General features: G+C 61.0%; 19 protein-coding genes. 12 read left to right on the top strand and 7 right to left on the bottom strand.

What is annotated here, in order from left to right; all coding sequences use genetic code 11:
• The first annotated feature begins 53 nt into the window (after nucleotides 1-53).
• Entirely contained in the window at nucleotides 54-941 is an 888-nt protein-coding gene (locus tag P5705_RS08975) for a LysR family transcriptional regulator (protein ID WP_213658983.1), read from the top strand.
• On the opposite strand, the gene P5705_RS08970 is transcribed toward P5705_RS08975, so the two are convergent.
• Genes P5705_RS08970 through P5705_RS08960 form a run of 3 tightly spaced genes read right to left on the bottom strand, consistent with a single transcriptional unit; the run spans nucleotide 930 to nucleotide 3,951 of the window.
• Nucleotides 930-1,748, bottom strand: a complete 819-nt coding sequence (locus P5705_RS08970; RefSeq protein ID WP_277460478.1) for a sulfite exporter TauE/SafE family protein — start codon at nucleotides 1,746-1,748, stop codon at nucleotides 930-932. The genes P5705_RS08975 and P5705_RS08970 overlap by 12 nt on opposite strands.
• Entirely contained in the window at nucleotides 1,745-3,025 is a 1,281-nt protein-coding gene (locus P5705_RS08965) for an NAD(P)/FAD-dependent oxidoreductase (RefSeq protein WP_277460477.1), read from the bottom strand. Before P5705_RS08965 ends, P5705_RS08970 begins: the two co-directional genes overlap by 4 nt.
• 41 nt (nucleotides 3,026-3,066) lie before the next feature.
• Nucleotides 3,067-3,951, bottom strand: coding sequence for an MBL fold metallo-hydrolase (locus P5705_RS08960; RefSeq protein ID WP_277460476.1), 885 nt, complete (start codon nucleotides 3,949-3,951; stop codon nucleotides 3,067-3,069).
• A gap of 246 nt (nucleotides 3,952-4,197) precedes the next feature.
• Here P5705_RS08960 and P5705_RS08955 point away from each other — a divergent pair, with 246 nt between their 5' ends.
• On the top strand, nucleotides 4,198-5,499 hold the full coding sequence (locus P5705_RS08955) for a sigma-54 interaction domain-containing protein (protein WP_277460474.1): 1,302 nt from the start codon (nucleotides 4,198-4,200) through the stop codon (nucleotides 5,497-5,499).
• Nucleotides 5,500-5,572: 73 nt separating this feature from the next.
• Here the strand turns inward: P5705_RS08955 and gyrB are convergent, their stop codons facing one another.
• From gyrB to dnaA, 4 genes are read right to left on the bottom strand one after another with little or no spacing between them, the layout of a single operon-like run.
• Nucleotides 5,573-7,993: a DNA topoisomerase (ATP-hydrolyzing) subunit B gene (gene gyrB, locus P5705_RS08950; RefSeq protein WP_277460473.1), complete on the bottom strand. Its 2,421-nt coding sequence runs from the start codon at nucleotides 7,991-7,993 to the stop codon at nucleotides 5,573-5,575.
• 4 nt (nucleotides 7,994-7,997) lie between these two features.
• Nucleotides 7,998-9,101, bottom strand: coding sequence for a DNA replication/repair protein RecF (gene recF, locus P5705_RS08945; RefSeq protein WP_240064176.1), 1,104 nt, complete (start codon nucleotides 9,099-9,101; stop codon nucleotides 7,998-8,000).
• A gap of 15 nt (nucleotides 9,102-9,116) precedes the next feature.
• Nucleotides 9,117-10,220, bottom strand: coding sequence for a DNA polymerase III subunit beta (dnaN, locus tag P5705_RS08940; protein WP_277460472.1), 1,104 nt, complete (start codon nucleotides 10,218-10,220; stop codon nucleotides 9,117-9,119).
• A 40-nt stretch (nucleotides 10,221-10,260) separates the two neighbouring features.
• Nucleotides 10,261-11,787 carry a chromosomal replication initiator protein DnaA gene (dnaA, locus tag P5705_RS08935; RefSeq protein WP_277460471.1) on the bottom strand — a complete coding sequence of 509 codons (1,527 nt, stop codon included), beginning with the start codon at nucleotides 11,785-11,787 and terminating at the stop codon, nucleotides 10,261-10,263.
• Between the two features lie 582 nt (nucleotides 11,788-12,369).
• On the opposite strand from dnaA, the gene rpmH reads away from it, so the two are divergent.
• The 10 genes from rpmH to P5705_RS08885 all read left to right on the top strand — a co-directional run bounded on the left by rpmH (nucleotide 12,370) and on the right by P5705_RS08885 (nucleotide 21,637).
• A complete protein-coding gene (rpmH, locus tag P5705_RS08930; protein ID WP_003253163.1) occupies nucleotides 12,370-12,504 on the top strand; it encodes a 50S ribosomal protein L34 in 135 nt (44 codons plus the stop codon).
• A gap of 13 nt (nucleotides 12,505-12,517) precedes the next feature.
• Nucleotides 12,518-12,919: a ribonuclease P protein component gene (gene rnpA / locus P5705_RS08925; RefSeq protein ID WP_213661258.1), complete on the top strand. Its 402-nt coding sequence runs from the start codon at nucleotides 12,518-12,520 to the stop codon at nucleotides 12,917-12,919.
• Complete coding sequence (gene yidD, locus P5705_RS08920; RefSeq protein ID WP_011536514.1) at nucleotides 12,912-13,157, top strand: membrane protein insertion efficiency factor YidD; 246 nt, start codon at nucleotides 12,912-12,914, stop codon at nucleotides 13,155-13,157. Before rnpA ends, yidD begins: the two co-directional genes overlap by 8 nt.
• 2 nt (nucleotides 13,158-13,159) lie before the next feature.
• Nucleotides 13,160-14,845 (top strand): membrane protein insertase YidC, encoded by a 1,686-nt coding sequence (gene yidC, locus P5705_RS08915; protein WP_011536513.1) that lies wholly within the window; start codon nucleotides 13,160-13,162, stop codon nucleotides 14,843-14,845.
• Nucleotides 14,846-14,932: 87 nt separating this feature from the next.
• Nucleotides 14,933-16,303, top strand: coding sequence for a tRNA uridine-5-carboxymethylaminomethyl(34) synthesis GTPase MnmE (gene mnmE / locus P5705_RS08910; RefSeq protein WP_277460469.1), 1,371 nt, complete (start codon nucleotides 14,933-14,935; stop codon nucleotides 16,301-16,303).
• A 545-nt stretch (nucleotides 16,304-16,848) separates the two neighbouring features.
• Nucleotides 16,849-18,741 carry a tRNA uridine-5-carboxymethylaminomethyl(34) synthesis enzyme MnmG gene (gene mnmG, locus P5705_RS08905; RefSeq protein ID WP_277460468.1) on the top strand — a complete coding sequence of 631 codons (1,893 nt, stop codon included), beginning with the start codon at nucleotides 16,849-16,851 and terminating at the stop codon, nucleotides 18,739-18,741.
• The gene (gene rsmG / locus P5705_RS08900) at nucleotides 18,738-19,388 is read left to right on the top strand and encodes a 16S rRNA (guanine(527)-N(7))-methyltransferase RsmG (RefSeq protein ID WP_011536510.1); all 651 of its coding nucleotides are present in this window, start codon (nucleotides 18,738-18,740) and stop codon (nucleotides 19,386-19,388) included. The genes mnmG and rsmG overlap by 4 nt, the downstream gene beginning before the upstream one ends.
• A gap of 18 nt (nucleotides 19,389-19,406) precedes the next feature.
• On the top strand, nucleotides 19,407-20,198 hold the full coding sequence (locus P5705_RS08895) for a ParA family protein (RefSeq protein ID WP_011536509.1): 792 nt from the start codon (nucleotides 19,407-19,409) through the stop codon (nucleotides 20,196-20,198).
• 9 nt (nucleotides 20,199-20,207) lie between these two features.
• Nucleotides 20,208-21,080 (top strand): ParB/RepB/Spo0J family partition protein, encoded by an 873-nt coding sequence (locus P5705_RS08890; protein ID WP_011536508.1) that lies wholly within the window; start codon nucleotides 20,208-20,210, stop codon nucleotides 21,078-21,080.
• 149 nt (nucleotides 21,081-21,229) lie between these two features.
• Complete coding sequence (locus tag P5705_RS08885) at nucleotides 21,230-21,637, top strand: F0F1 ATP synthase subunit I (protein WP_011536507.1); 408 nt, start codon at nucleotides 21,230-21,232, stop codon at nucleotides 21,635-21,637.
• Nucleotides 21,638-21,651: the final 14 nt, after the last annotated feature.

Here is a 21,651-nt window from a genome sequence, read left to right as displayed (position 1 = left end):
GCTAAAGCCGCTCCTACAGTGAATCGGCACCAATGAACAGCCAAGGGATCAGCATGTTCGACTGGAACGATCTGCGGTTTTTCCTCGAGTTGCAGCGCAGCGGTCGCCTGCTCAGCGCCGCCAAGCGCCTCAACACCACCCACAGCACCGTGGCCCGGCATATCGAAAGCATCGAGAAGCACCTGGGCACCGCGCTGTTCGTCCAGCATGCCCAGGGCTACGAACTCACCCCCTCCGGCCAGGCCCTGCTCAAGCACGCCGAAGCGATGGAGAACGTCGCCTTGCTGGCGCAAGAAGAGATCACCCAGGCCATCACGCCACTGGGCAAGATTCGCCTGGGGGTGACCGAAGGCATCGGCATCATGTTCTTCACCCCGCGCATGAAAGCCTTGTTCCAGCGTTACCCGGGGCTCGAAGTGGAATTGGTGGCCGTGCCGCGCTTCGTCAGCATCCTCAACCGCGAAGCCGAGATCAGCATCCACCTGGAACGCCCCAACGCCGACCTGCTGATCACCCGCAAGCTCACCGACTACCGCCTGGCACTCTATGCCAGCCAGGATTACCTGGACCGCGCTCCACCGCTGCACAGCCGCGAGGACCTGGCCCGGCACAGCTGGATCGGTTACGTCGACGACCTGCTGTTCAGCCAGGAGCTGCTGTTCCTCAACAGCTTCTGCCGGGCCCCCAACGTGGTGTTTCGCAGCACCAGCGTGATCGCCCAGCAGCACGCCGCCCAGGCCGGGTTGGGCATCGCCGTACTGCCAAACTACATGGCCCGCCACGACCCGAAGCTGGTGCGCGTGCTGCCCAGCGAAACCATCCAGCGCAGCTACTGGATCTGCACCCGTCGTGAACTGCACAAGTCGGTACGCCTGCGGGTGGTGTGGGACTACCTGCTGGCGCTGTGCGCCGCCGAGCAGGACGAATTGCTAGCCGAGTAGCGCCTTGCCGGCCAGCAGCACCGCGGCGCCACACCCCACCACGGCGAACAGCTGTTGTAGGCGCGGGCCGGCCAGCTTGCTCGCCAATGGCCTCGCCAGCAGCAAGCCCAGTACCGCCCCCACGGCAAACGGTGCCCCCACCCGCCAATGCATTACGCCCGCAACGCTGGCGCTGACCACACTGCCGGTGGACACCAGGGCGATCACCGCCAGGGAGGTGGCGACGATGCTCTTCATGTTCAGGTTGGTGTAGCGGTTCAACGCCGGGATGATCACGAAGCCGCCACCGACCCCCAACAGGCCGGACAGCAGCCCCGACAACATACCGGTGAACGCCAAAGCGCGGGCGCAGGGCAGGGTCCAGCGCAGGCGCCCCTGCAGCGGGTTGAGCACGCAGGGCATGATCTGCCGATCACCGCAGGGCGATTCACCGCGCAACTCGCGGACCGCTTTGCGCCAGATGCGCAGGCAGGCATAGACCAGCACCCCGGCGAACACCAGCGCCAGCGGTGCGTTGGGTAAACGGTGCGCGAGCATCAGGCCGAACGGTGCGCAGGTGATACCGATCACGGCGATGAACAAGGCCGCACGGTAGCGCACCAACCCCTGGCGCAAACCCAACACACCACCGACCGCCGCCGCCAACCCGACCGCCAGCAAACCGATCGGCGCCGCCTCGACCATGCTCAGCCCAAGCCCGAAGACCAGCAACGGCACCGCGAGGATGCCACCGCCAGCCCCCGTCAACGCCAGCACCGCACCAATGATCGCGCCCAGTCCGGCCCCCAACAGTTGATGCTCGATCACTGCTGCGCCTCGGCCACCAAGGGTTGCGGCCGCGCCAGCCATTCACGCCCTTTGAGCATCGCTTTCCAGTACAGCGGTGGCAGGATCCGGGCCTTGAGCAACCAGGCGAGGCGGGTTGGCTTGCGTCCATCGAGCAGCCAGCGCGGGAAGCTCGGCGCCACCTTGCCACCGTAGGTGAACTCGGCGAGGACAATCTTGCCGCGCTCCACCGTCAGCGGGCACGAGCCGTAGCCGTCGTACTGCGCCAGGGTCGACAAGCGGCCGAGCGCCACCAGCACATTGTTGGCCACCACCGGCGCCTGCTTGCGCGCGGCAGCGGCGGTCTTGGCGTTGGTGGTGTTGGCTACGTCACCCAGGGCATGGACATTGCCGAACTGGCGGTGGCGCAGGGTGTGCGGATCGACGTCCACCCAGCCGGCGGCGTCGGCCAGCGGGCTCTGGCGGATGAAGTCCGGGGCCACCTGCGGCGGTACCACATGCAGCATGTCGAATGCTTCGACGCGGGTCTCGATGCTGCCATCGGGAAGTGTACGCATGAAGGTGGCGCGCTTGTTCGGGCCGTCCACCGCCACCAGGCGATGCTGGTAGTTGAGGTCGACCGCGTACTTTTCGATGTAGCTCATCAGGGCCGGGACATAATCCGCTACCCCGAACAGCACGGCACCGGCGTTGAAAAAACTGGCCCTGACATTGCCAAGGTGGCCATTGCGCAACCAGTGGTCACAGGACAGGTACAACGCTTTCTGCGGTGCTCCCGCGCACTTGATCGGCATCGGTGGTTGGGTGAAGAGGGCGCGCCCCTGCTTCAGGTTCTGCACAAGTTGCCAGGTGTAGGGAGCCAGGTCATACCGATAATTGGAGGTGACGCCATTGCGCCCCAGCGTTTCGCCCAAGCCTTCGATGGCATTCCAATCAAGCTTCAGCCCTGGGCAGACCACCAGCTGTTCATAGCTGACAGCACGGCCATCATCGAGCATCACCAGTTGCCCCTGGGGGTCGAAACCTTCGACCCGTGCCTTGACCCAACGCACGCCACGGGGCAGGGTCGCGGCCATGGTATGGGCGGTGCTCGGTGCCTTGAACACACCCGCGCCGACCATGGTCCAGCCCGGCTGGTAGTAGTGCACTTCGGCAGGGTCGATCAAGGCGATATCCAACGACGGATCACGGGCGATCAGGCTGGAGGCGGTGGCAATGCCGGCGGCACCGGCGCCGACGATCACCACCTTATGGTGGTCGGCACGGGAGGTATCGGCAGGGGACAGCAAGGCAGGCATGGCGGTGTTCCTTTGGATCTTCGTTATAGGTGCGGCGTGGTTTACAGCTTGTTCAGCGGGATTTTCAGGTAGCTCACGCCGTTCGCTTCGGGTTCGGGGAATTGCCCGCTGCGCATGTTGATCTGCACCGAGGGCAGGATCAGCACTGGCATGTCGAGGGTCTTGTCACGGGCTTCGCGCATCTCGACGAAGCTCTCTTCACTGACACCTTCATGGATATGAATGTTGTCGGCGCGTTGCTCGGCCACGGTGGTGACATAGCGCAGCTCGCGGCCACCGGGCAGGTAGTCGTGGCACATGAACAGGCGAGTCTGGTCGGGGAAGGCGAGCAGGCGACGGATCGACTGGTACAGGGTTCTCGCGCTGGCGCCTGGGAAGTCGCAACGGGCGGTGCCATAGTCGGGCGTGAACAAGGTGTCGCCTACAAACACAGCGATCTCGCCTGCGTCCTCGACCATGTAGCTCATGCAAGCCGGTGTATGGCCGGGGGTGTGCAGTGCGCGCGCATGCAGGTTGCCGATGCGAAAACCCTCTTCATCCTCGAACAGGACGTCAAACTGGCTGCCGTCCCGGGCAAAGCCAGGCTCGGCATTGAACAAGGTCCCGAAGACTTTCTGCACCTGGGTGATCTGCGCACCGATGGCGATGCTGCCGCCAAGTTTCTGCTTGAGGTATGCCGCCGCGGACAGATGGTCGGCGTGCACATGGGTATCGAGCAGCCATTGCACCTTGGCACCCAGCGCCTCGACGCGGGCAATCATCTGGTCCGCCGAATGGGTGCAGGTACGTCCGGACTTTGGATCGTAGTCCAGCACGCTGTCGATCAGCGCGCATTGGCGGGTCTCGCCATCCATGAGCAGGTAGCTGATGGTCCAGGTCGCTTTGTCGAAGAACGCTTCAACGTGAAGGTTGTTGCCGATGATCATTACACTCTCCAGTAATCCACCTCGCCTCCTTGAAGGCATAGGCAGTGAAGGGTGCTTTATCAAGATGCATGCCATACCTTTTCGACGACCGCCTCCCCCTGTAGGAGCGGCCTTGTGCTGCGATGGGCTGCGCAGCGGCCCCCGGCCTGACAGCCAAAGGTGACAGTTCCTGGCAGTCGACTGTCAGCCGATGGCAGTGTTTGGCAGTCCTTGCTACCCTCGCCAGGTCCTTCATCTGGTGCTGTCATGCTAGCCGCTTCCCATCCTGCGATCTTCGCGCTGGTGTCCTACCTCGAACACGATGTGCTGCCCAGCATCGTGCTGGATACCGACTACAACATCCTGGCAGCCAACGCGGCGTACCGTCGCCAGTTTGGCACCGAGGAGCACGCGCCCATCGGTGAAAAGTGTCATCGTGTCTCGCACCACTATGCCGTCCCTTGCGACCAGGCCGGGGAGCATTGTCCGCTGCGCAAGTCACTGGACAGCAAGGTACCCGAGCGCGTTCTCCACATCCATCACACCCCACGCGGGCCTGAACATGTGGATGTGGAACTGCGCCCGATCCTCGATGACGAGGGTAGAGTAGTGGCCTTCGTCGAGCGCCTGACCAGCGTCACCCTGGCGTCGGCTCAACCTCAACAGCAGGGGCTGGTTGGCCGAGCACCCGCCTTCAAGGCCGCCGTGGCCAGTTTGCAGCGCGCGGCGCCGGCACAGATCCCGGTATTGCTTCAGGGAGAGTCCGGCACCGGCAAGGAACTGTTTGCCCGTGCCTTGCACCTGGGTAGCCCACGCGCCAATGGTCCCCTGGTGGTGGTGGACTGTACCGGGCTGACCGAGTCGTTGTTCGAGAGTGAACTGTTCGGCTATGAGAAGGGCGCCTTCACCGGCGCGACTCAACGCAAGATCGGCCTGGCCGAAGCCGCTCACGGTGGCACTCTGTTCCTCGATGAGATCGGTGAGGTACCGCTGGCCATGCAGGTGAAACTGCTGCGCCTGATCGAGTCCGGCAGCTTCCGCCCGGTCGGCAGCACGCGCACGGTCCATTCAGATTTTCGCCTGGTCTCGGCCACGCACAAACCACTGAAAGAGATGGCCACTGAAGGGACGTTCCGCGAAGACCTCTATTACCGCATCAGTGGATTCCCGATCCGCTTGCCATCACTGCGCGAACGGGTCGAAGACTTGCCATTGCTCTGTGAAAGTCTGCTACAACGAATGGCCGGCAAGCAGTCGCCAAAAGTTACGGCTGAGGTGCTCGAGCGGCTGAACCTGCACACCTTCCCAGGCAACATCCGTGAACTCAGGAATATTCTGGAACGCGCTCGGCTGTTCACGGATGACGGTCTGATCCGTCCTGAGCATCTTCCGGAGGATATGTACCCGGCCGAAAAGCCGGCAGGTTCACGAGGGTGGGGCAGGAATGAGATGGCCGACCTGGCCCATGCATTGGAAACCTTCAATGGCTCCCGCAGCGAGTTGGCCGATCATCTGGGGATGAGCGAACGCACGTTGTACCGTCGGCTGAAGGCACTGGGCATTTCATAGTTCCACGTGGAACATTTTCGTAGGCAAAAAAAAGCCAATCCCTGGGGATTGGCTTTTTGGTACTGCCCGCTAATCAGAAGTCCAGGTTGGACACCGACAGCGCGTTGCTTTCGATGAAGTCGCGACGCGGCTCGACTGCATCACCCATCAGGGTGTTGAACAGCTGGTCGGCGGCGATCGCATCCTCGATGGTCACCTTGAGCATGCGGCGCACGGTCGGGTCCATGGTGGTTTCCCACAGCTGGTCCGGGTTCATCTCACCCAGCCCTTTGTATCGCTGGATGGTGTGACGCTTGGTGCTCTCGTTCATCAGCCAGTCCAAGCCTTCCTTGAACTCGATGACCGCCTTGCGGCGCTCGCCACGCTGAACGTAGGCACCCTCGCCGAGCAACGTACCGAGCTTGGCGCCCAGGTTGACCACCGAGCGGTAGTCATTGCTGCCAAAGAACTCACGGTTGAAGGTGACGTAGCTGGCCAGCCCATGGGAAGTGATCTCCACTTCAGGCAGCCAGATATTGCGCTCCTTGTCTTCGCGCAAGCTGGCCACATAGCTGAGGCCGGACTTCTGGCTGTTGTTCAGGCGCTCATGGAACTTGCTCAGCCAATCCTGCATGACGCTATGGTTGGCCAGCTGTTCCAGGGTAACTTCCGGCAGGTAGATGAGGTGCTCGGTGAGCTCTTCCGGGTACAGGCGCGACAGACGCTTCAGTGTCTTCATCACGGCACGGAATTCGTTCACCAATACCTCGAGCTGCACGCCCGAAACGGCTGGTGCCGACTCATCCAGGTGCAGGCTGGCATCTTCCAGGGCCGACTGGGTCATGTATTCTTCCATGGCCTCATCGTCCTTGATGTACTGCTCCTGCTTACCTTTCTTCACCTTGTACAGCGGCGGCTGGGCGATATAGATGTAGCCACGCTCGACCAGCTCCGGCAGCTGACGGAAGAAGAAGGTCAGCAGCAGGGTACGGATGTGCGAACCATCGACGTCAGCATCGGTCATGATGATGATGTTGTGATAACGCAGCTTGTCGATGTTGTACTCTTCACGGCCGATGCCACAGCCCAGCGCGGTGATCAGCGTGCCGACCTCCTGCGAGGAGATCATCTTGTCGAAGCGTGCCTTCTCGACGTTGAGGATCTTGCCCTTGAGCGGCAGGATCGCCTGGGTACGGCGGTTACGACCTTGCTTGGCCGAGCCACCCGCGGAGTCACCCTCCACCAGGTACAGTTCGGAAAGGGCAGGGTCCTTCTCTTGGCAGTCAGCCAGTTTGCCCGGCAGGCCGGCAATGTCCAAGGCACCTTTGCGGCGGGTCATCTCACGCGCTTTGCGCGCCGCTTCACGGGCACGGGCGGCATCGATCATCTTGCCGACCACGGCCTTGGCTTCGTTGGGGTTCTCCAACAGGAAGTCGGCGAAGTACTTGTTCATCTCCTGTTCCACGGCGGTTTTCACCTCCGAGGAGACCAGTTTGTCCTTGGTCTGCGAGCTGAACTTAGGGTCCGGTACCTTGACCGAGATGATCGCGGTCAAGCCTTCACGCGCGTCGTCACCGGTGGTGGCAACCTTGTTCTTCTTCGCCAGGCCTTCCTGCTCGATGTAGCTGTTCAGGCTACGGGTGAGCGAGGAACGGAAGCCAACGAGGTGAGTACCACCGTCGCGCTGGGGAATGTTGTTGGTGAAGCACAGCAGGTTTTCGTTGAAGCTGTCGTTCCATTGCAGAGCGACTTCGACACCCACGCCATCGTCACGCTGAACGTTGAAGTGGAAGACCTGGGAGTTGACCGGGGTCTTGTTGGTGTTCAGGTATTCAACGAAAGCACGCAGGCCACCTTCGTACTTGAAGAACTCTTCCTTGCCGCTGCGCTCATCCTTCAGCAGGATGCCGACGCCGGAGTTCAGGAACGACAGCTCGCGAATGCGCTTGGCGAGGATGTCCCAGCTGAAGTGGATGTTCTTGAAGGTTTCAGCCGAAGGCTTGAAGTGAATGTGGGTGCCGGTAGTTTCGCTTTCACCCACCACGGCCATCGGTGCCTGTGGAACACCATGAACGTAAGTCTGTTCCCAGATCTTGCCGCTGCGGCGAACGGTGAGTACCAACTTCTCGGACAGGGCGTTCACCACCGAAACACCTACACCGTGCAGGCCGCCGGAGACCTTGTAGGAGTTGTCGTCGAACTTACCGCCGGCGTGCAGCACGGTCATGATGACCTCGGCTGCGGAAACGCCTTCTTCTTTATGCACGTCGACCGGAATACCACGGCCGTTGTCACGGACGCTGATGGATTCGTCGGTGTGAATGATGACGGTGATGTCATCGCAGTGCCCGGCCAGTGCCTCGTCGATCGAGTTGTCGACCACCTCGAACACCATGTGGTGCAGGCCGCTGCCGTCATCGGTGTCGCCAATGTACATGCCGGGACGCTTGCGTACGGCATCCAGCCCTTTCAGCACCTTGATGCTGGAGGAGTCGTACGTTTGATTTTCGCTCATGCCTTCACTCCCGATGGTCGTGGGTCTGGGTGATACGGCCCTGTTCCACGTGGAACAAAGCGACTGGCGTTTCCGTCTGCCAGCCTTCCCTCAGAAATTCGTGGTCTACGCAGGTGATGAACACCTGGCAGTTCAATTCTTCAAGCAAGCGGCACAGGGCACGGCGATGCTGTTCGTCCAACTCGGACGGCAAGTCATCCACCAGATAAATACACTGACCGCGACGAACCTGGCTGACCAGGTGCCCTTGGGCAATCCGCAGGGCGCAAACCACCAGCTTCTGCTGACCCCGCGAGAGAATGTCAGCCGCGTTGTTCGCACCCAATCGAAGGCGCAGATCAGCACGCTGAGGCCCGGCCTGGGTATGCCCCATTTGCTGGTCACGGAGGAGAGAGGTCGCGAGGACTTCGTTGAGTTCCCGGTCCTTGTCCCAACCTCGGTAGTAGCTCAGGGTCAGCCCGTCCAGTTCGACCAGCTCGCTCAGGGTTTGCTCGAAGACAGGCTTCAAGGCCTTGATGTAATTGCGACGGTATTCATCTATCTCCGCACTGGCGAGACATAACTCCCGATCCCAGGCGGCTTGCGAAACGGCATCAAGTGTACCATGCCGCAGCCATGAGTTCCGCTGCCGCAGGGCCTTCTGCAGGCGCTGCCAGGTCGCCATGAAACGTGGTTCCACGTGGAACACGCCCCAATCGAGGAACTGCCGGCGTACTTTAGGGGCGCCCTCGAGCAGGCGGAAACTGTCCGGGTTGATCAACTGCAGGGGCAGCATTTCGGCCAGCTGCGCGGCGCTGCGCGCGTTCTGGCCGTCGATTCGGATAGTGAACTCCCCCTGACGCTCCCGGGACACCCCGAGATTGCTCGTACCACCCTCAGCCAACTCGACCTGGCCGAACACCGTGCAAGTTTGCTGCTCGTACTGGATGACCGGGTTCAAGCGGGTGCTGCGAAACGATCGAGCAAGACCCAACAGGTGCACGGCTTCGAGCACGCTGGTCTTGCCGCTACCATTGGCGCCGTAAAGGATATTGATGCGGGGAGAGGGTGAGAGGGTCACCGGGTGCAGGTTGCGCACCGCGGTGACCGAAAGACGTCGAAGGGACATGTCGCCTGCTATGGGTTACAGACGCATCGGCATGACAACGTAGGACGAGTCGTCATTGCCAGCTTCCTGCAGCAGGGCGCTACTGTTGGAGTCCGACAGAATCAGGCGAACCTGTTCAGTGGTCATGACGCCCAGCACGTCCAGCAGGTAGCTGACGTTGAAACCGATCTCCAGCGAGGTGCCGTTGTAGTCGACGCTGATTTCTTCTTCCGCTTCTTCCTGCTCCGGGTTGTTGGCCTGGATCTTCAGCTGGCCGGCGGCCAGTTGCAGACGGATACCGCGGTACTTCTCGTTGGACAGGATCGCGGTACGGCTAAATGCTTCACGCAGGGCCTGACGATCGCCGATTACCAGCTTGTCGCCACCCTTGGGCAGTACGCGCTCGTAGTCCGGGAACTTGCCATCGACCAGCTTGGAGGTGAAGGTGAACTCACCGGTAGTGGCACGAATGTGGTGCTGGCCCAGGACGATGCTGACCGTGCCTTCCGGATCGGTCAGCAGGCGCGCCAGTTCGAGGATACCTTTGCGTGGCACGATGACCTGGTGACGATCAGCCTGGTCGATAGGTGCCTGCATGGCACACAGCGCCAAGCGGTGGCCGTCGGTGGCCACGGCACGCAGGGTGCCGGGGGACACTTCCAGCAACATGCCGTTGAGGTAGTAGCGCACGTCTTGCTGGGCCATGGCGAAGCTGGTGCGCTCGATCAGGCGGCGCAGCTTGCTCTGCTCCAGCTGGCAGGTCAGCGAGCCAGGACCTTCTTCGACAGTCGGGAAGTCATTGGCCGGCAGGGTAGACAGGGTGAAACGGCTGCGACCGGCCTTGACCAGCAGCTTCTGCTCATCGACCTTGATATCGATCAGCGCATCGCTGGGCAGGCTTTTGCAAATGTCCATCAGCTTGCGCGCCGGAACGGTGATTTCGCCCGGCTCCGCAGGCTCTTCCAGTTGAACGCGGCCAACCAGTTCGACTTCCAGGTCGGTACCGGTCAACGACAGCTGCTGGCCTTGCACGACCAGCAGGACGTTGGACAGGACCGGCAAGGTCTGGCGGCGCTCGACGACGCCGGCGACCAGTTGCAGGGGTTTCAACAGGGCTTCGCGTTGAATGGTGAAATGCATGGTCTAGTCCCTTGCCTTCAATTAGCTGCGCGGACGGCCATCAGGTCGTCAGCGTGCGCAGCAGGTTCTTGTAGTCCTCGCGGATGTCCGCGTCGGATTCCTTCAATTCGTTGATCTTGCGGCAAGCGTGCAGCACGGTGGTGTGGTCGCGGCCGCCGAACATGTCGCCGATCTCCGGCAGACTGTGGTTGGTCAGTTCTTTCGACAACGCCATGGCCACCTGGCGAGGACGCGCCACGGAGCGCGACCGACGCTTTGAGAGCAGATCGGAGATCTTGATCTTGTAGTACTCGGCCACGGTGCGCTGAATGTTATCCACACTGACCAGCTTGTCCTGCAGCGCCAGCAGATCCTTGAGCGATTCACGGATCAGCTCGATGGTGATATCGCGGCCCATGAAGTGCGAGTGGGCAATTACCCGCTTCAGGGCACCTTCGAGTTCACGCACGTTGGAGCGGATACGCTGGGCGATGAAGAACGCGGCATCATGCGGCAATTCGACCTTGGCCTGGTCGGCCTTCTTCATCAAGATCGCCACGCGGGTTTCCAGCTCCGGCGGCTCGACGGCCACCGTCAGCCCCCAGCCGAAGCGCGACTTCAGGCGCTCTTCCAGGCCTTCGATTTCCTTCGGGTAGCGGTCGCTGGTGAGAATCACCTGCTGGCCACCTTCGAGCAGGGCGTTGAAGGTGTGGAAAAACTCCTCCTGCGAACGCTCCTTGCGGGCGAAGAACTGGATGTCATCGATGAGCAGCGCGTCGACCGAGCGGTAGAAGCGCTTGAATTCGTTGATGGCGTTGAGTTGCAGCGCCTTGACCATGTCAGCGACAAAACGCTCGGAATGCAGGTAGACCACCTTGGCATTCGGATTCTTCTTGAGCAGGTGGTTACCCACAGCGTGCATCAAGTGCGTCTTACCCAAGCCGACACCGCCATAAAGGAAGAGCGGGTTGTAGCCGTGCTTGGGGTTGTCGGCGACCTGCCAGGCGGCGGCGCGCGCCAGTTGGTTCGACTTACCTTCCACGAAGGTTTCGAAGGTGAAAGTGCGGTTCAGGTAGCTGGTGTGCTTGAGTGCCCCTTCTACCTGCACGGTGCGCTGTTCGGTACGGCCGCTGGCTGCGGGCGTCGAACCCGTATCGCTCATGCTGTCGAAGCTGTCCCGGCTGGACGGCTCTTCTACCTCGCTCAGCACAGGCTCAGCCACCGGCACGACGATGGGCTCGCTTGGAACCACGACCTGCGCGGCCTGTTGTGTCTGCTGCGCCATGGTCGCGGCGACCGCCGCACTGACTGGCGCGTTGGGGGCGGCGCGCGGTGCCGAGCTGCGGCGGCTGCCTATTAATAGAGACAGAGCGGGCGCGAGGCCATTGCCGTGTTCGCCCAGCAGCTCGAGCAGACGACCCAGGTACTTTTCATTAACCCAGTCGAGCACGAAGCGGTTGGGCGCATAGACGCGCAACTCGTCGCCTTCGGCTTCGACCTGTAGCGGACGGATCCAGGTGTTGAATTGCTGGGCAGGCAGTTCATCGCGCAGAAGCTCCACGCACTGCTGCCAAAGTTCCACTGACACGGATATCCCCTGAGTTGAAAGCCGGATGAGGCAAAAACAAACCGCCATTGTACCGGGCGGGCGACCAGTTATCCACACGTGGCAGCACCAGACACAGGGACTGACACGCCAAAAAAAGACAGAAATGACACCCCTACACTGTGAATAAGCCCTGTGGATAAACGCCATTGAGGGCTATGCACAACCCTGGGTTCTGATCTGTGGATAATTTGCCTGTGGATAAACGACCTATTGCTGCACAGGTTTTACCCATGCCCGGCACAAGCAGAGCACCTGTTACCGACAAGGTTGTGAATCTCTGTACACGGCGGTAATTGTGGCCTTGAGATGGTTATCCACAGAAGGTTGTCCACATAAGCTCTATAAGTTCTTCAGAAAAGCTTTTTATATGCCTCTTTCTTTTTTTCATGTTGGTGTCTCTTGTCCGTGTCATCAAGCAAAACCCGGCAACAGATCCGCAATGACCTTCCATAAGGAAAGGCTGGTTGGAAATTGACCTATTGGCTTGCTTTCTCTAGAATCGCCGATCTCTTAAAAAGGGGGCCCTTCCGGCCCGTTGTCGACCAACCCAGGTAACACGCCATGAAACGTACTTTCCAACCAAGCACCATCAAGCGCGCCCGCACCCACGGTTTCCGTGCCCGTATGGCTACCAAGAACGGCCGTGCTGTTCTGTCGCGTCGCCGTGCCAAAGGCCGTAAGCGTCTGGCCATTTGATTTTTCGGCACAGGTGGTGAGTCAGGACTTCAGTCGGGACAAGCGACTGCTTACACCCCGGCACTTCAAAGCGGTCTTCGACTCCCCAACCGGCAAGGTTCCAGGGAAAAACCTGCTTATCCTTGCCCGCGAGAACGGCCTCGATCATCCACGCCTCGGCCTGGTGATCGGCAAGAAGAGCGTCAAGCTCGCCGTTCAACGCAATCGCCTGAAACGCCTGATGCGTGATTCGTTCCGCCTCAACCAGCACATGCTGGCAGGGCTGGATATCGTGATCGTCGCGCGCAAGGGGTTGGGCGAAGTGGAAAACCCAGAATTGCACCAACACTTTGGCAAGCTCTGGAAGCGACTGGTCCGCAGTCGGCCCTCTCCAGCGGTCGCCGATTCCGCAGGGGTAGACAGTCACAATGCGTAAACTGGCCCTCGTTCCGATCCAGTTCTACCGTTATGCCATCAGTCCACTGATGGCCAGTCACTGTCGTTTCTATCCCAGCTGTTCCTGTTACGCCTATGAAGCCATCGAAAACCATGGCCTCTTGCGTGGTGGGTGGCTGGCCGTTCGTCGCCTGGGGCGTTGTCATCCGTGGAACGACGGCGGTTTCGATCCCGTTCCACCTGCTCCTTCCTCCCGAACTTCTTCGATAGCCGAGTAATCATGGATATTAAACGCACGATCCTGATCGTCGCCCTGGCAATCGTGTCCTATGTCATGGTCCTCAAGTGGAACCAGGACTACGGCCAGGCTGCCCTGCCGACTCAGAATACTGCTGCCAGCACTGCCAACGCGTCCTTGCCGGACAGCGTGCCTGCCGGCAACAACGGCGCGAACGCTGATTTGCCGAGCGTCAATGCGCAAAACGGCACCACCGGCCTGGCTCCGGCGCCAGTTGCGGTCAGCAAGGACCTGATTCAGGTCAAGACCGATGTCCTGAACCTGGCTATCGACCCGGTTGGCGGTGATATCGTCCAGCTGACCCTACCCAAGTTCCCGCGTCGCCAGGACCACCCTGAGATTCCGTTCCAGCTGTTCGACAACGGCGGCGAGCGTGTCTACCTGGCACAGAGCGGCCTGATCGGTACCGACGGCCCGGACCGTGCCAGCGGCCGACCGCTGTACGCCACCGAACAGAAGAGCTACCAGCTGGCCGACGGCCAGGACCAACTGGTGGTCGACCTGAAGTTCAGCGAGAACGGCGTCAACTACATCAAGCGCTTCAGCTTGAAGCGCGGCGAGTATGACCTGACCGTCAGCTACCTGATCGACAACCAGAGCGCCCAGGCCTGGAGCGGCAACATGTTTGCCCAGCTCAAGCGTGACGCCAGCTCCGATCCGTCGTCGAGCACCGCCACCGGCACCGCGACTTACCTGGGCGCCGCCCTGTGGACAGCTTCCGAGCCGTACAAGAAAGTGTCGATGAAGGACATGGACAAGGGCGGGCTGCAGGAAAACGTCGCTGGTGGCTGGGTCGCCTGGCTGCAGCACTACTTCGTGACCGCCTGGATCCCGAGCAAGTCGGACAACAACGCCGTCCAGACCCGCAAGGACAGCCAGGGCAACTACATCATCGGTTACACCGGCCCTGCGCTTAACGTCCCTGCCGGCGGCAAGGTCGAAACCAGCGCCATGCTGTATGCCGGCCCGAAGATCCAGTCCAAGCTCAAGGAGTTGTCCCCAGGCCTGGAACTGACCGTCGACTACGGCTTCCTGTGGTTCATCGCCCAACCGATCTTCTGGCTGCTGCAACATATCCACAGCCTGCTGGGCAACTGGGGCTGGTCGATCATCGTCCTGACCATGCTCATCAAGGGCCTGTTCTTCCCGCTGTCGGCCGCCAGCTACCGCTCGATGGCGCGCATGCGTGCCGTGGCGCCGAAGCTTGCCCAGCTCAAGGAACGCTTCGGTGACGATCGCCAGAAGATGTCCCAGGCGATGATGGAGCTGTACAAGAAAGAGAAGATCAACCCGCTGGGCGGCTGCCTGCCGATCCTGGTGCAGATGCCGGTGTTCCTGGCCCTGTACTGGGTACTGCTGGAAAGCGTCGAGATGCGCCAGGCCCCGTGGATGCTGTGGATCACCGACCTGTCGATCAAGGATCCGTTCTTCATCCTGCCGATCATCATGGGCGCCACCATGTTCATCCAGCAGCGCCTGAACCCGACGCCGCCGGATCCGATGCAGGCGAAGGTCATGAAAATGATGCCGATCATCTTCACCTTCTTCTTCCTGTGGTTCCCGGCTGGCCTGGTGCTGTACTGGGTTGTGAACAACTGCCTGTCGATCGCACAGCAGTGGTACATCACCCGTAGCATCGAAGCGGCGACCAAAAAAGCTGCCGCTTGACGGGCAACCCGGTTTGCCTGTGAATAAAAACGCCCCCTAGTGGGGCGTTTTTGCTATCTGACGAATTCGTTGTAGAGGCTTTCGAGCATGAACACTGTGCGTGAAACCATTGCCGCCATCGCTACCGCCCAGGGCCGCGGTGGTGTCGGTATCGTCCGCTTGTCCGGGCCGTTGGCCAGCCAGGCCGGGCTGTCCATCACTGGCCGCACGCTGACGCCGCGGCACGCCCACTATGGCCCGTTCCGCGACGCCGATGGCTTGGTCCTGGACGAAGGCATCGCCTTGTTCTTCCCCGGCCCGAACTCGTTCACCGGTGAAGATGTGCTGGAACTGCAGGGCCATGGCGGCCCGGTGGTGATGGACATGCTGCTGCAGCGTTGCCTGCAGTTGGGCTGCCGCCTGGCACGGCCTGGCGAGTTCAGCGAACGTGCGTTCCTCAACGACAAGCTCGATCTGGCCCAGGCCGAAGCCATCGCCGACCTGATCGAAGCCAGTTCCACCCAGGCCGCCCGCAACGCCCTGCGTTCGCTGCAGGGGGCGTTCTCCAAGCGTGTGCATGGGCTGACCGAGGCGTTGATTGCCTTGCGTATCTACGTCGAGGCGGCGATCGACTTCCCTGAGGAAGAGATCGACTTTCTCGCTGACGGCCATGTGTTGCGCATGCTCGATGATGTGCGCAGCGAGTTGTCCACAGTGCAGCGTGAGGCCGGGCAAGGTGCCCTGTTGCGCGACGGCATGACCGTGGTCATCGCCGGCCGTCCGAATGCCGGCAAATCCAGCCTGCTCAACCAGCTGGCCGGGCGCGAGGCGGCGATCGTCACCGATATCGCCGGCACCACCCGGGATATTCTGCGTGAACATATCCACATTGATGGCATGCCGCTGCATGTGGTCGACACCGCGGGCTTGCGCGACACCGACGATCATGTGGAAAAGATCGGGGTGGAAAGGGCGCTCAAGGCCATCGGCGAGGCAGATCGTGTGCTGCTGGTGGTCGATTCGACCGCACCGGAAGCCAGTGACCCCTTCGCGCTGTGGCCGGAGTTCCTCGATCAACGCCCTGATGTGGCAAAGGTCACGCTCATCCGTAACAAGGCCGACTTGAGCGGTGAGCGCGTGGGCATGGAGCAGAGTGACGATGGGCACGTGACGATTACCCTGAGTGCCCGCGAAGACGACATGGGGCTGGATCTGCTGCGAGATCACCTCAAGGCTTGCATGGGTTATGAACAGACGGCGGAAAGCAGCTTCAGCGCCCGTCGTCGGCACCTGGAGGCGCTGCGCCAGGCCAGTGCGCACCTGGAGCATGGTCGGGCACAGCTGACCCTGGCGGGTGCCGGAGAGCTGCTGGCAGAGGATCTGCGCCAGGCACAGCAGGCGTTGGGAGAGATCACCGGGGCGTTCAGCTCTGATGACCTGCTTGGTAGGATTTTCTCGAGCTTCTGCATCGGTAAATAGTCCACAACCCAGCGATACCAAGGCCGCTCCTCTCTGGAGCGGCTTTTTTTTGCCTCTGATTTACAGGTCAGCGCGTCGCATGACACCGGCGTGCCGGTGATCGCGGGTAAACCGCTCCTACAGGGTTTCAGGATTTCATCAACAGATGCGAACGACCGCTCAGGAGCTCTGTGGAAAAGTCGCCTTCAGCTCCGTTGATAAGTGGCCTTTTTTTCTGAGGACAAACGCGCCTGTGGGTAAGCGTCACTTTAATCCACAGGTTACACGCCGTTATCCAGAACCCTCAGCCCTACTACGCCACAGGGTTATGATTCCAGCAAAGCCACGTAGAATTTGGGCTAAAGCCACTTATCCACATGTGAATAGGTGCCTAAACATAAACATAAAAACAAAGCTTTTATAAATTTTTCCTCTTTGTTTACTTTTGCCTGCCACTCATCCACAGCCTGGTCAAATTTTGCTCAGAAGGTTCCTTTGAAGGGGGTGAATTCCCTATACTTGTCCGCTTACCTTCTCTATTCGCAAAAACAGGCACGAGGTGCGTGGTGGATTTCCCTTCCCGTTTTGAAGTGATCGTCATCGGCGGCGGCCATGCCGGTACCGAGGCTGCGCTTGCGTCCGCACGCATGGGGGTGAAGACCCTGCTGCTGACCCATAACGTGGAAACCCTCGGTCACATGAGCTGCAACCCGGCCATCGGTGGCATCGGCAAGAGCCACCTGGTCAAGGAGATCGATGCGCTCGGCGGCGCCATGGCGCTGGCCACCGACAAGAGCGGCATCCAGTTCCGCGTTCTGAACAACCGCAAGGGCCCGGCCGTGCGCGCCACCCGTGCACAGGCCGACCGCGCCATCTACAAGGCGGTCGTGCGTGAGATCCTGGAAAACCAGCCGAACCTGTGGATATTCCAGCAGTCGTGCGATGACCTGATCGTCGAGCAGGACCAGGTCAAAGGCGTGGTCACGCAAATGGGCCTGCGTTTCTTCGCCGATTCCGTGGTCCTGACCAGCGGCACCTTCCTCGGCGGACTTATCCACATCGGCCTGCAGAACTACTCCGGTGGCCGCGCCGGTGATCCACCCGCCAACGCCCTGGCTCAACGCATGCGTGAACTGCCGCTGCGCGTCGGCCGTCTGAAGACCGGTACGCCACCGCGTATCGATGGCCGTTCGGTGGACTTCTCGGTAATGACCGAGCAGCCAGGCGATACACCGATCCCGGTGATGTCGTTCATGGGCAATGCCGAGATGCACCCTCGCCAGGTGAGCTGCTGGATCACCCACACCAACGCCCGCACCCACGAGATCATTGCCTCGAACCTCGACCGTTCGCCGATGTACTCGGGCGTGATCGAAGGCATCGGCCCACGCTACTGCCCATCGATCGAGGACAAGATCCATCGCTTCGCCGACAAGGAAAGCCACCAGGTGTTCATCGAGCCGGAAGGCCTGACCACCCATGAGCTGTACCCCAACGGTATCTCGACTTCGCTGCCGTTCGACGTGCAGTTGGAGATCGTGCGCTCGATCCGCGGCATGGAGAACGCCCACATCGTGCGCCCGGGCTATGCCATCGAGTACGACTACTTCGACCCCCGAGACCTGAAGTACAGCCTCGAGACCAAGGTCATCGGTGGCCTGTTCTTCGCTGGCCAGATCAACGGCACCACCGGTTACGAAGAGGCCGGCGCCCAGGGCCTGCTGGCCGGTACCAACGCCGCGCTGCGTGCGCAGGGCCGCGAAAGCTGGTGCCCACGTCGCGACGAGGCCTACATCGGTGTACTGGTCGACGACCTGATCACCCTGGGCACCCAAGAGCCCTACCGGATGTTCACTTCGCGCGCCGAATACCGTTTGATCCTGCGCGAGGACAATGCCGACCTGCGTCTGACCGAGAAAGGTCGCGAGCTGGGTCTGATCGACGATGCGCGCTGGGCGGCTTTCTGCGCCAAGCGCGAGGGTATCGAACGTGAAGAGCAACGGCTGAAGAGCACCTGGGTTCGCCCAGGCACGCCGCAAGGCCAGGCCGTTGTGGATAAGTTCGGCACCCCGTTGGCACATGAATACAGCCTGCTGAACCTGCTTGCCCGTCCGGAAGTCGACTACGCTGGGCTGATCGAGGCCACGGGGGGCGAGGTCATCGATCCACAGGTCGCCGAGCAGGTCGAGATCAAGACCAAGTACGCCGGCTACATCGACCGCCAGCAGGAAGAGATCGCCCGTCTGCGCGCCAGTGAAGACACATGCCTGCCTGTGGATATCGACTACACCACGATTTCCGGTCTGTCCAAGGAGATCCAGGGCAAGCTCGGGCAGACCCGTCCGCAAACCCTGGGCCAGGCTTCGCGCATCCCGGGCGTCACCCCGGCGGCGATTTCCCTGTTGCTGATTCACTTGAAAAAACGCGGCGCAGGCCGCGAATTGGAGCAAAGCGCTTGAGTTCCCTGGTCACCCCGCAACACGCCGAAGAGTTGTCCACAGGTGCGCGCCAGCTCGGTGTCGAGCTGAGCGCGCAGCAGCACGAACTGCTGCTGGGTTACCTGGCCCTGCTGATCAAATGGAACAAGGCCTACAACCTGACCGCGGTGCGCGACCCGGACGAGATGGTCTCGCGCCACCTGCTCGACAGCCTGAGTGTCATGCCGTTTATCCACAATGACACCCAGCGTTGGCTGGATGTGGGCAGCGGCGGCGGCATGCCCGGCATCCCGCTGGCCATCCTGCATCCGCACAAGCAGGTGACCGTGCTCGACAGCAATGGCAAGAAGACTCGCTTCCTGACGCAAGTGAAGATGGAACTGAAACTGGACAACCTCACGGTTATCCACAGCCGGGTGGAAGAGGTCCAGCCCGAGCAGCCGTTCTGCGGGATCATCTCCCGCGCCTTCAGCAGCATGGAGAATTTCACCAACTGGACCCGCCACCTGGGTGACAGCCGCACGCAATGGCTTGCAATGAAGGGGCTGCATCCTGCCGATGAACTGGTAGCATTGCCCGCAGACTTCACAGTGGAAAGCGAGCAGGCCCTGACCGTTCCAGGTTGCCAGGGCCAGCGCCATCTGCTGATACTGCGCCGCAAGGCATGACTGGGAACACACGCAACAATGGCTAAGGTATTCGCAATCGCGAACCAGAAAGGTGGTGTGGGCAAAACCACCACCTGCATCAATCTCGCCGCATCGCTGGCCGCGACCAAGCGTCGCGTGCTGCTGATCGACCTCGATCCACAGGGCAACGCCACCATGGGCAGCGGTGTGGATAAACACGAGCTCGAACACTCGGTTTACGACCTGCTCATCGGGGAATGCGACCTGGCCCAGGCCATGCACTATTCCGAGCACGGCGGCTACCAGCTGTTGCCGGCCAACCGCGACCTGACCGCCGCGGAAGTGGTCCTGCTGGAAATGCAGATGAAGGAGAGCCGCCTGCGCAACGCACTGGCGCCGATCCGCGAGAACTACGACTACATCCTCATCGACTGCCCGCCGTCGCTGTCGATGCTGACGCTCAACGCCCTGGTCGCCTCCGATGGCGTGATCATCCCCATGCAGTGCGAGTACTACGCGCTGGAAGGTCTCAGCGACCTTGTGGATAACATCAAGCGCATCGCCGCCCGGTTGAACCCGGAGCTGAAGATCGAAGGCCTGCTGCGGACCATGTACGACCCGCGGCTGAGCCTGAACAACGATGTCTCGGCCCAGCTCAAGGAACACTTCGGCGATCAGCTGTACGACACGGTGATCCCGCGTAACATCCGCCTGGCCGAGGCGCCGAGCTTTGGCATGCCAGCCCTGGCCTACGACAAGCAATCCCGTGGCGCGCTCGCCTACCTGGCGCTGGCCGGGGAACTGGTACGCCGCCAGCGCCGTCCATCACGCATTGCACAAACAACTTAAGGAATCCGCATGGCCATCAAGAAACGCGGTCTCGGACGTGGGTTGGATGCACTGCTCAGTGGTCCTTCCGTCAGCGCGCTCGAGGCGCAGGCTGTCAAGATCGACCAGAAAGAACTGCAACAGCTGCCGGTCGAGCTGATCCAGCGCGGCAAGTACCAGCCGCGCCGCGACATGGATCCCGAGGCGCTGGAAGAACTGGCGCACTCGATCCGCACCCATGGCGTCATGCAACCGATCGTGGTGCGCCCGATCGGCGACAACCGCTACGAGATCATCGCCGGTGAACGCCGCTGGCGCGCCACGCAGCAGGCCGGCCTGGACACCGTTCCGGCCATGGTCCGCGAAGTGCCCGACGAAGCCGCCATCGCCATGGCGCTGATCGAGAACATCCAGCGCGAGGACCTCAACCCGCTGGAAGAGGCACTTGCCCTGCAGCGCCTGCAGCAAGAGTTCGAGCTCACGCAACAGCAAGTGGCCGACGCCGTCGGCAAGTCGCGGGTGACCGTGGCCAACCTGCTGCGCCTGATCTCGCTGCCCGAGGCGATCAAGACCATGCTTGCCCACGGTGACCTGGAGATGGGCCACGCCCGCGCCTTGCTCGGCCTCGAGGAAGATCGCCAGGAAGAAGGGGCGCGTCATGTTGTCGCACGTGGCCTCACCGTGCGCCAAACCGAGGCATTGGTGCGCCAGTGGCTCAATGGCAAGCCTGAGCCGGTCGAAGCGAGCAAACCTGATCCGGATATCGCTCGCCTCGAACAGCGTCTGGCAGAGCGCCTGGGCTCGGCGGTGCAAATACGCCATGGCAACAAGGGCAAGGGCCAGTTGGTTATACGCTACAACTCGCTTGACGAGTTGCAAGGCGTGCTTGCTCACATCCGCTGAAACAATTCCCGTTGTAGCGCGCAGTCGGAAATCACTACCGAAGAGTTGAATAGGGGTTAATCCACCCCTATACTCTGCGCGCATTTTGTCGGCACAAATTATGCCAAGTCATTGCTGACTAGGCGGTCGACTTTCGAGGAGCAGTTGTGATGGAAATCCGCACGCCAAACCGCCTGCCTTTCCATCGCTGGGCGGTTTTTCCGGTACTGCTGGCTCAATTTGTCGTGCTGCTGCTGGCAACGTTGGTGTTGTGGCAGTGGAAAGGGGTGGTCAGTGGATATTCAGGCCTCTGCGGAGGGCTGATTGCCTGGCTACCCAATGTGTATTTCGCCTGGAAGGCTTTTCGCTTCAGCGGAGCCCGGGCGGCGCAGGCCATCGTCAAGTCGTTCTACGCGGGCGAGGCAGGCAAGATGATTTTGACGGCAGTGCTTTTTGCACTGACCTTCGCAGGAGTGAAGCCATTGGCGCCGTTGGCAGTATTCGGCGTCTTCGTGCTGACCCTTTTGGTCAGCTGGTTCGCGCCCCTGCTGATGAATAAAAGACTTTCGAGACCTTAGGGCGTTTGAGGCAA

The sequence above is a fragment of the Pseudomonas entomophila genome, assembly GCF_029478665.1.
Classification (GTDB): domain Bacteria; phylum Pseudomonadota; class Gammaproteobacteria; order Pseudomonadales; family Pseudomonadaceae; genus Aquipseudomonas; species Aquipseudomonas entomophila_F.
This window is presented reverse-complemented; position numbering and strand designations above follow the sequence as displayed.

What these genes read in the sequence shown, in the direction of transcription:
- P5705_RS08975 (WP_213658983.1), top strand. Translation starts at nt 54, where the DNA reads ATGTTCGACTGGAACGATCTGCGGTTTTTCCTCGAGTTGCAGCGCAGC.
- P5705_RS08965 (WP_277460477.1), bottom strand. Translation starts at nt 3,025, where the DNA reads ATGCCTGCCTTGCTGTCCCCTGCCGATACCTCCCGTGCCGACCACCAT.
- P5705_RS08960 (WP_277460476.1), bottom strand. Translation starts at nt 3,951, where the DNA reads ATGATCATCGGCAACAACCTTCACGTTGAAGCGTTCTTCGACAAAGCG.
- P5705_RS08955 (WP_277460474.1), top strand. Translation starts at nt 4,198, where the DNA reads ATGCTAGCCGCTTCCCATCCTGCGATCTTCGCGCTGGTGTCCTACCTC.
- gyrB (WP_277460473.1), bottom strand. Translation starts at nt 7,993, where the DNA reads ATGAGCGAAAATCAAACGTACGACTCCTCCAGCATCAAGGTGCTGAAA.
- recF (WP_240064176.1), bottom strand. Translation starts at nt 9,101, where the DNA reads ATGTCCCTTCGACGTCTTTCGGTCACCGCGGTGCGCAACCTGCACCCG.
- dnaN (WP_277460472.1), bottom strand. Translation starts at nt 10,220, where the DNA reads ATGCATTTCACCATTCAACGCGAAGCCCTGTTGAAACCCCTGCAACTG.
- rpmH (WP_003253163.1), top strand. Translation starts at nt 12,370, where the DNA reads ATGAAACGTACTTTCCAACCAAGCACCATCAAGCGCGCCCGCACCCAC.
- yidD (WP_011536514.1), top strand. Translation starts at nt 12,912, where the DNA reads ATGCGTAAACTGGCCCTCGTTCCGATCCAGTTCTACCGTTATGCCATC.
- yidC (WP_011536513.1), top strand. Translation starts at nt 13,160, where the DNA reads ATGGATATTAAACGCACGATCCTGATCGTCGCCCTGGCAATCGTGTCC.
- mnmE (WP_277460469.1), top strand. Translation starts at nt 14,933, where the DNA reads ATGAACACTGTGCGTGAAACCATTGCCGCCATCGCTACCGCCCAGGGC.
- P5705_RS08895 (WP_011536509.1), top strand. Translation starts at nt 19,407, where the DNA reads ATGGCTAAGGTATTCGCAATCGCGAACCAGAAAGGTGGTGTGGGCAAA.
- P5705_RS08890 (WP_011536508.1), top strand. Translation starts at nt 20,208, where the DNA reads ATGGCCATCAAGAAACGCGGTCTCGGACGTGGGTTGGATGCACTGCTC.
- P5705_RS08885 (WP_011536507.1), top strand. Translation starts at nt 21,230, where the DNA reads ATGGAAATCCGCACGCCAAACCGCCTGCCTTTCCATCGCTGGGCGGTT.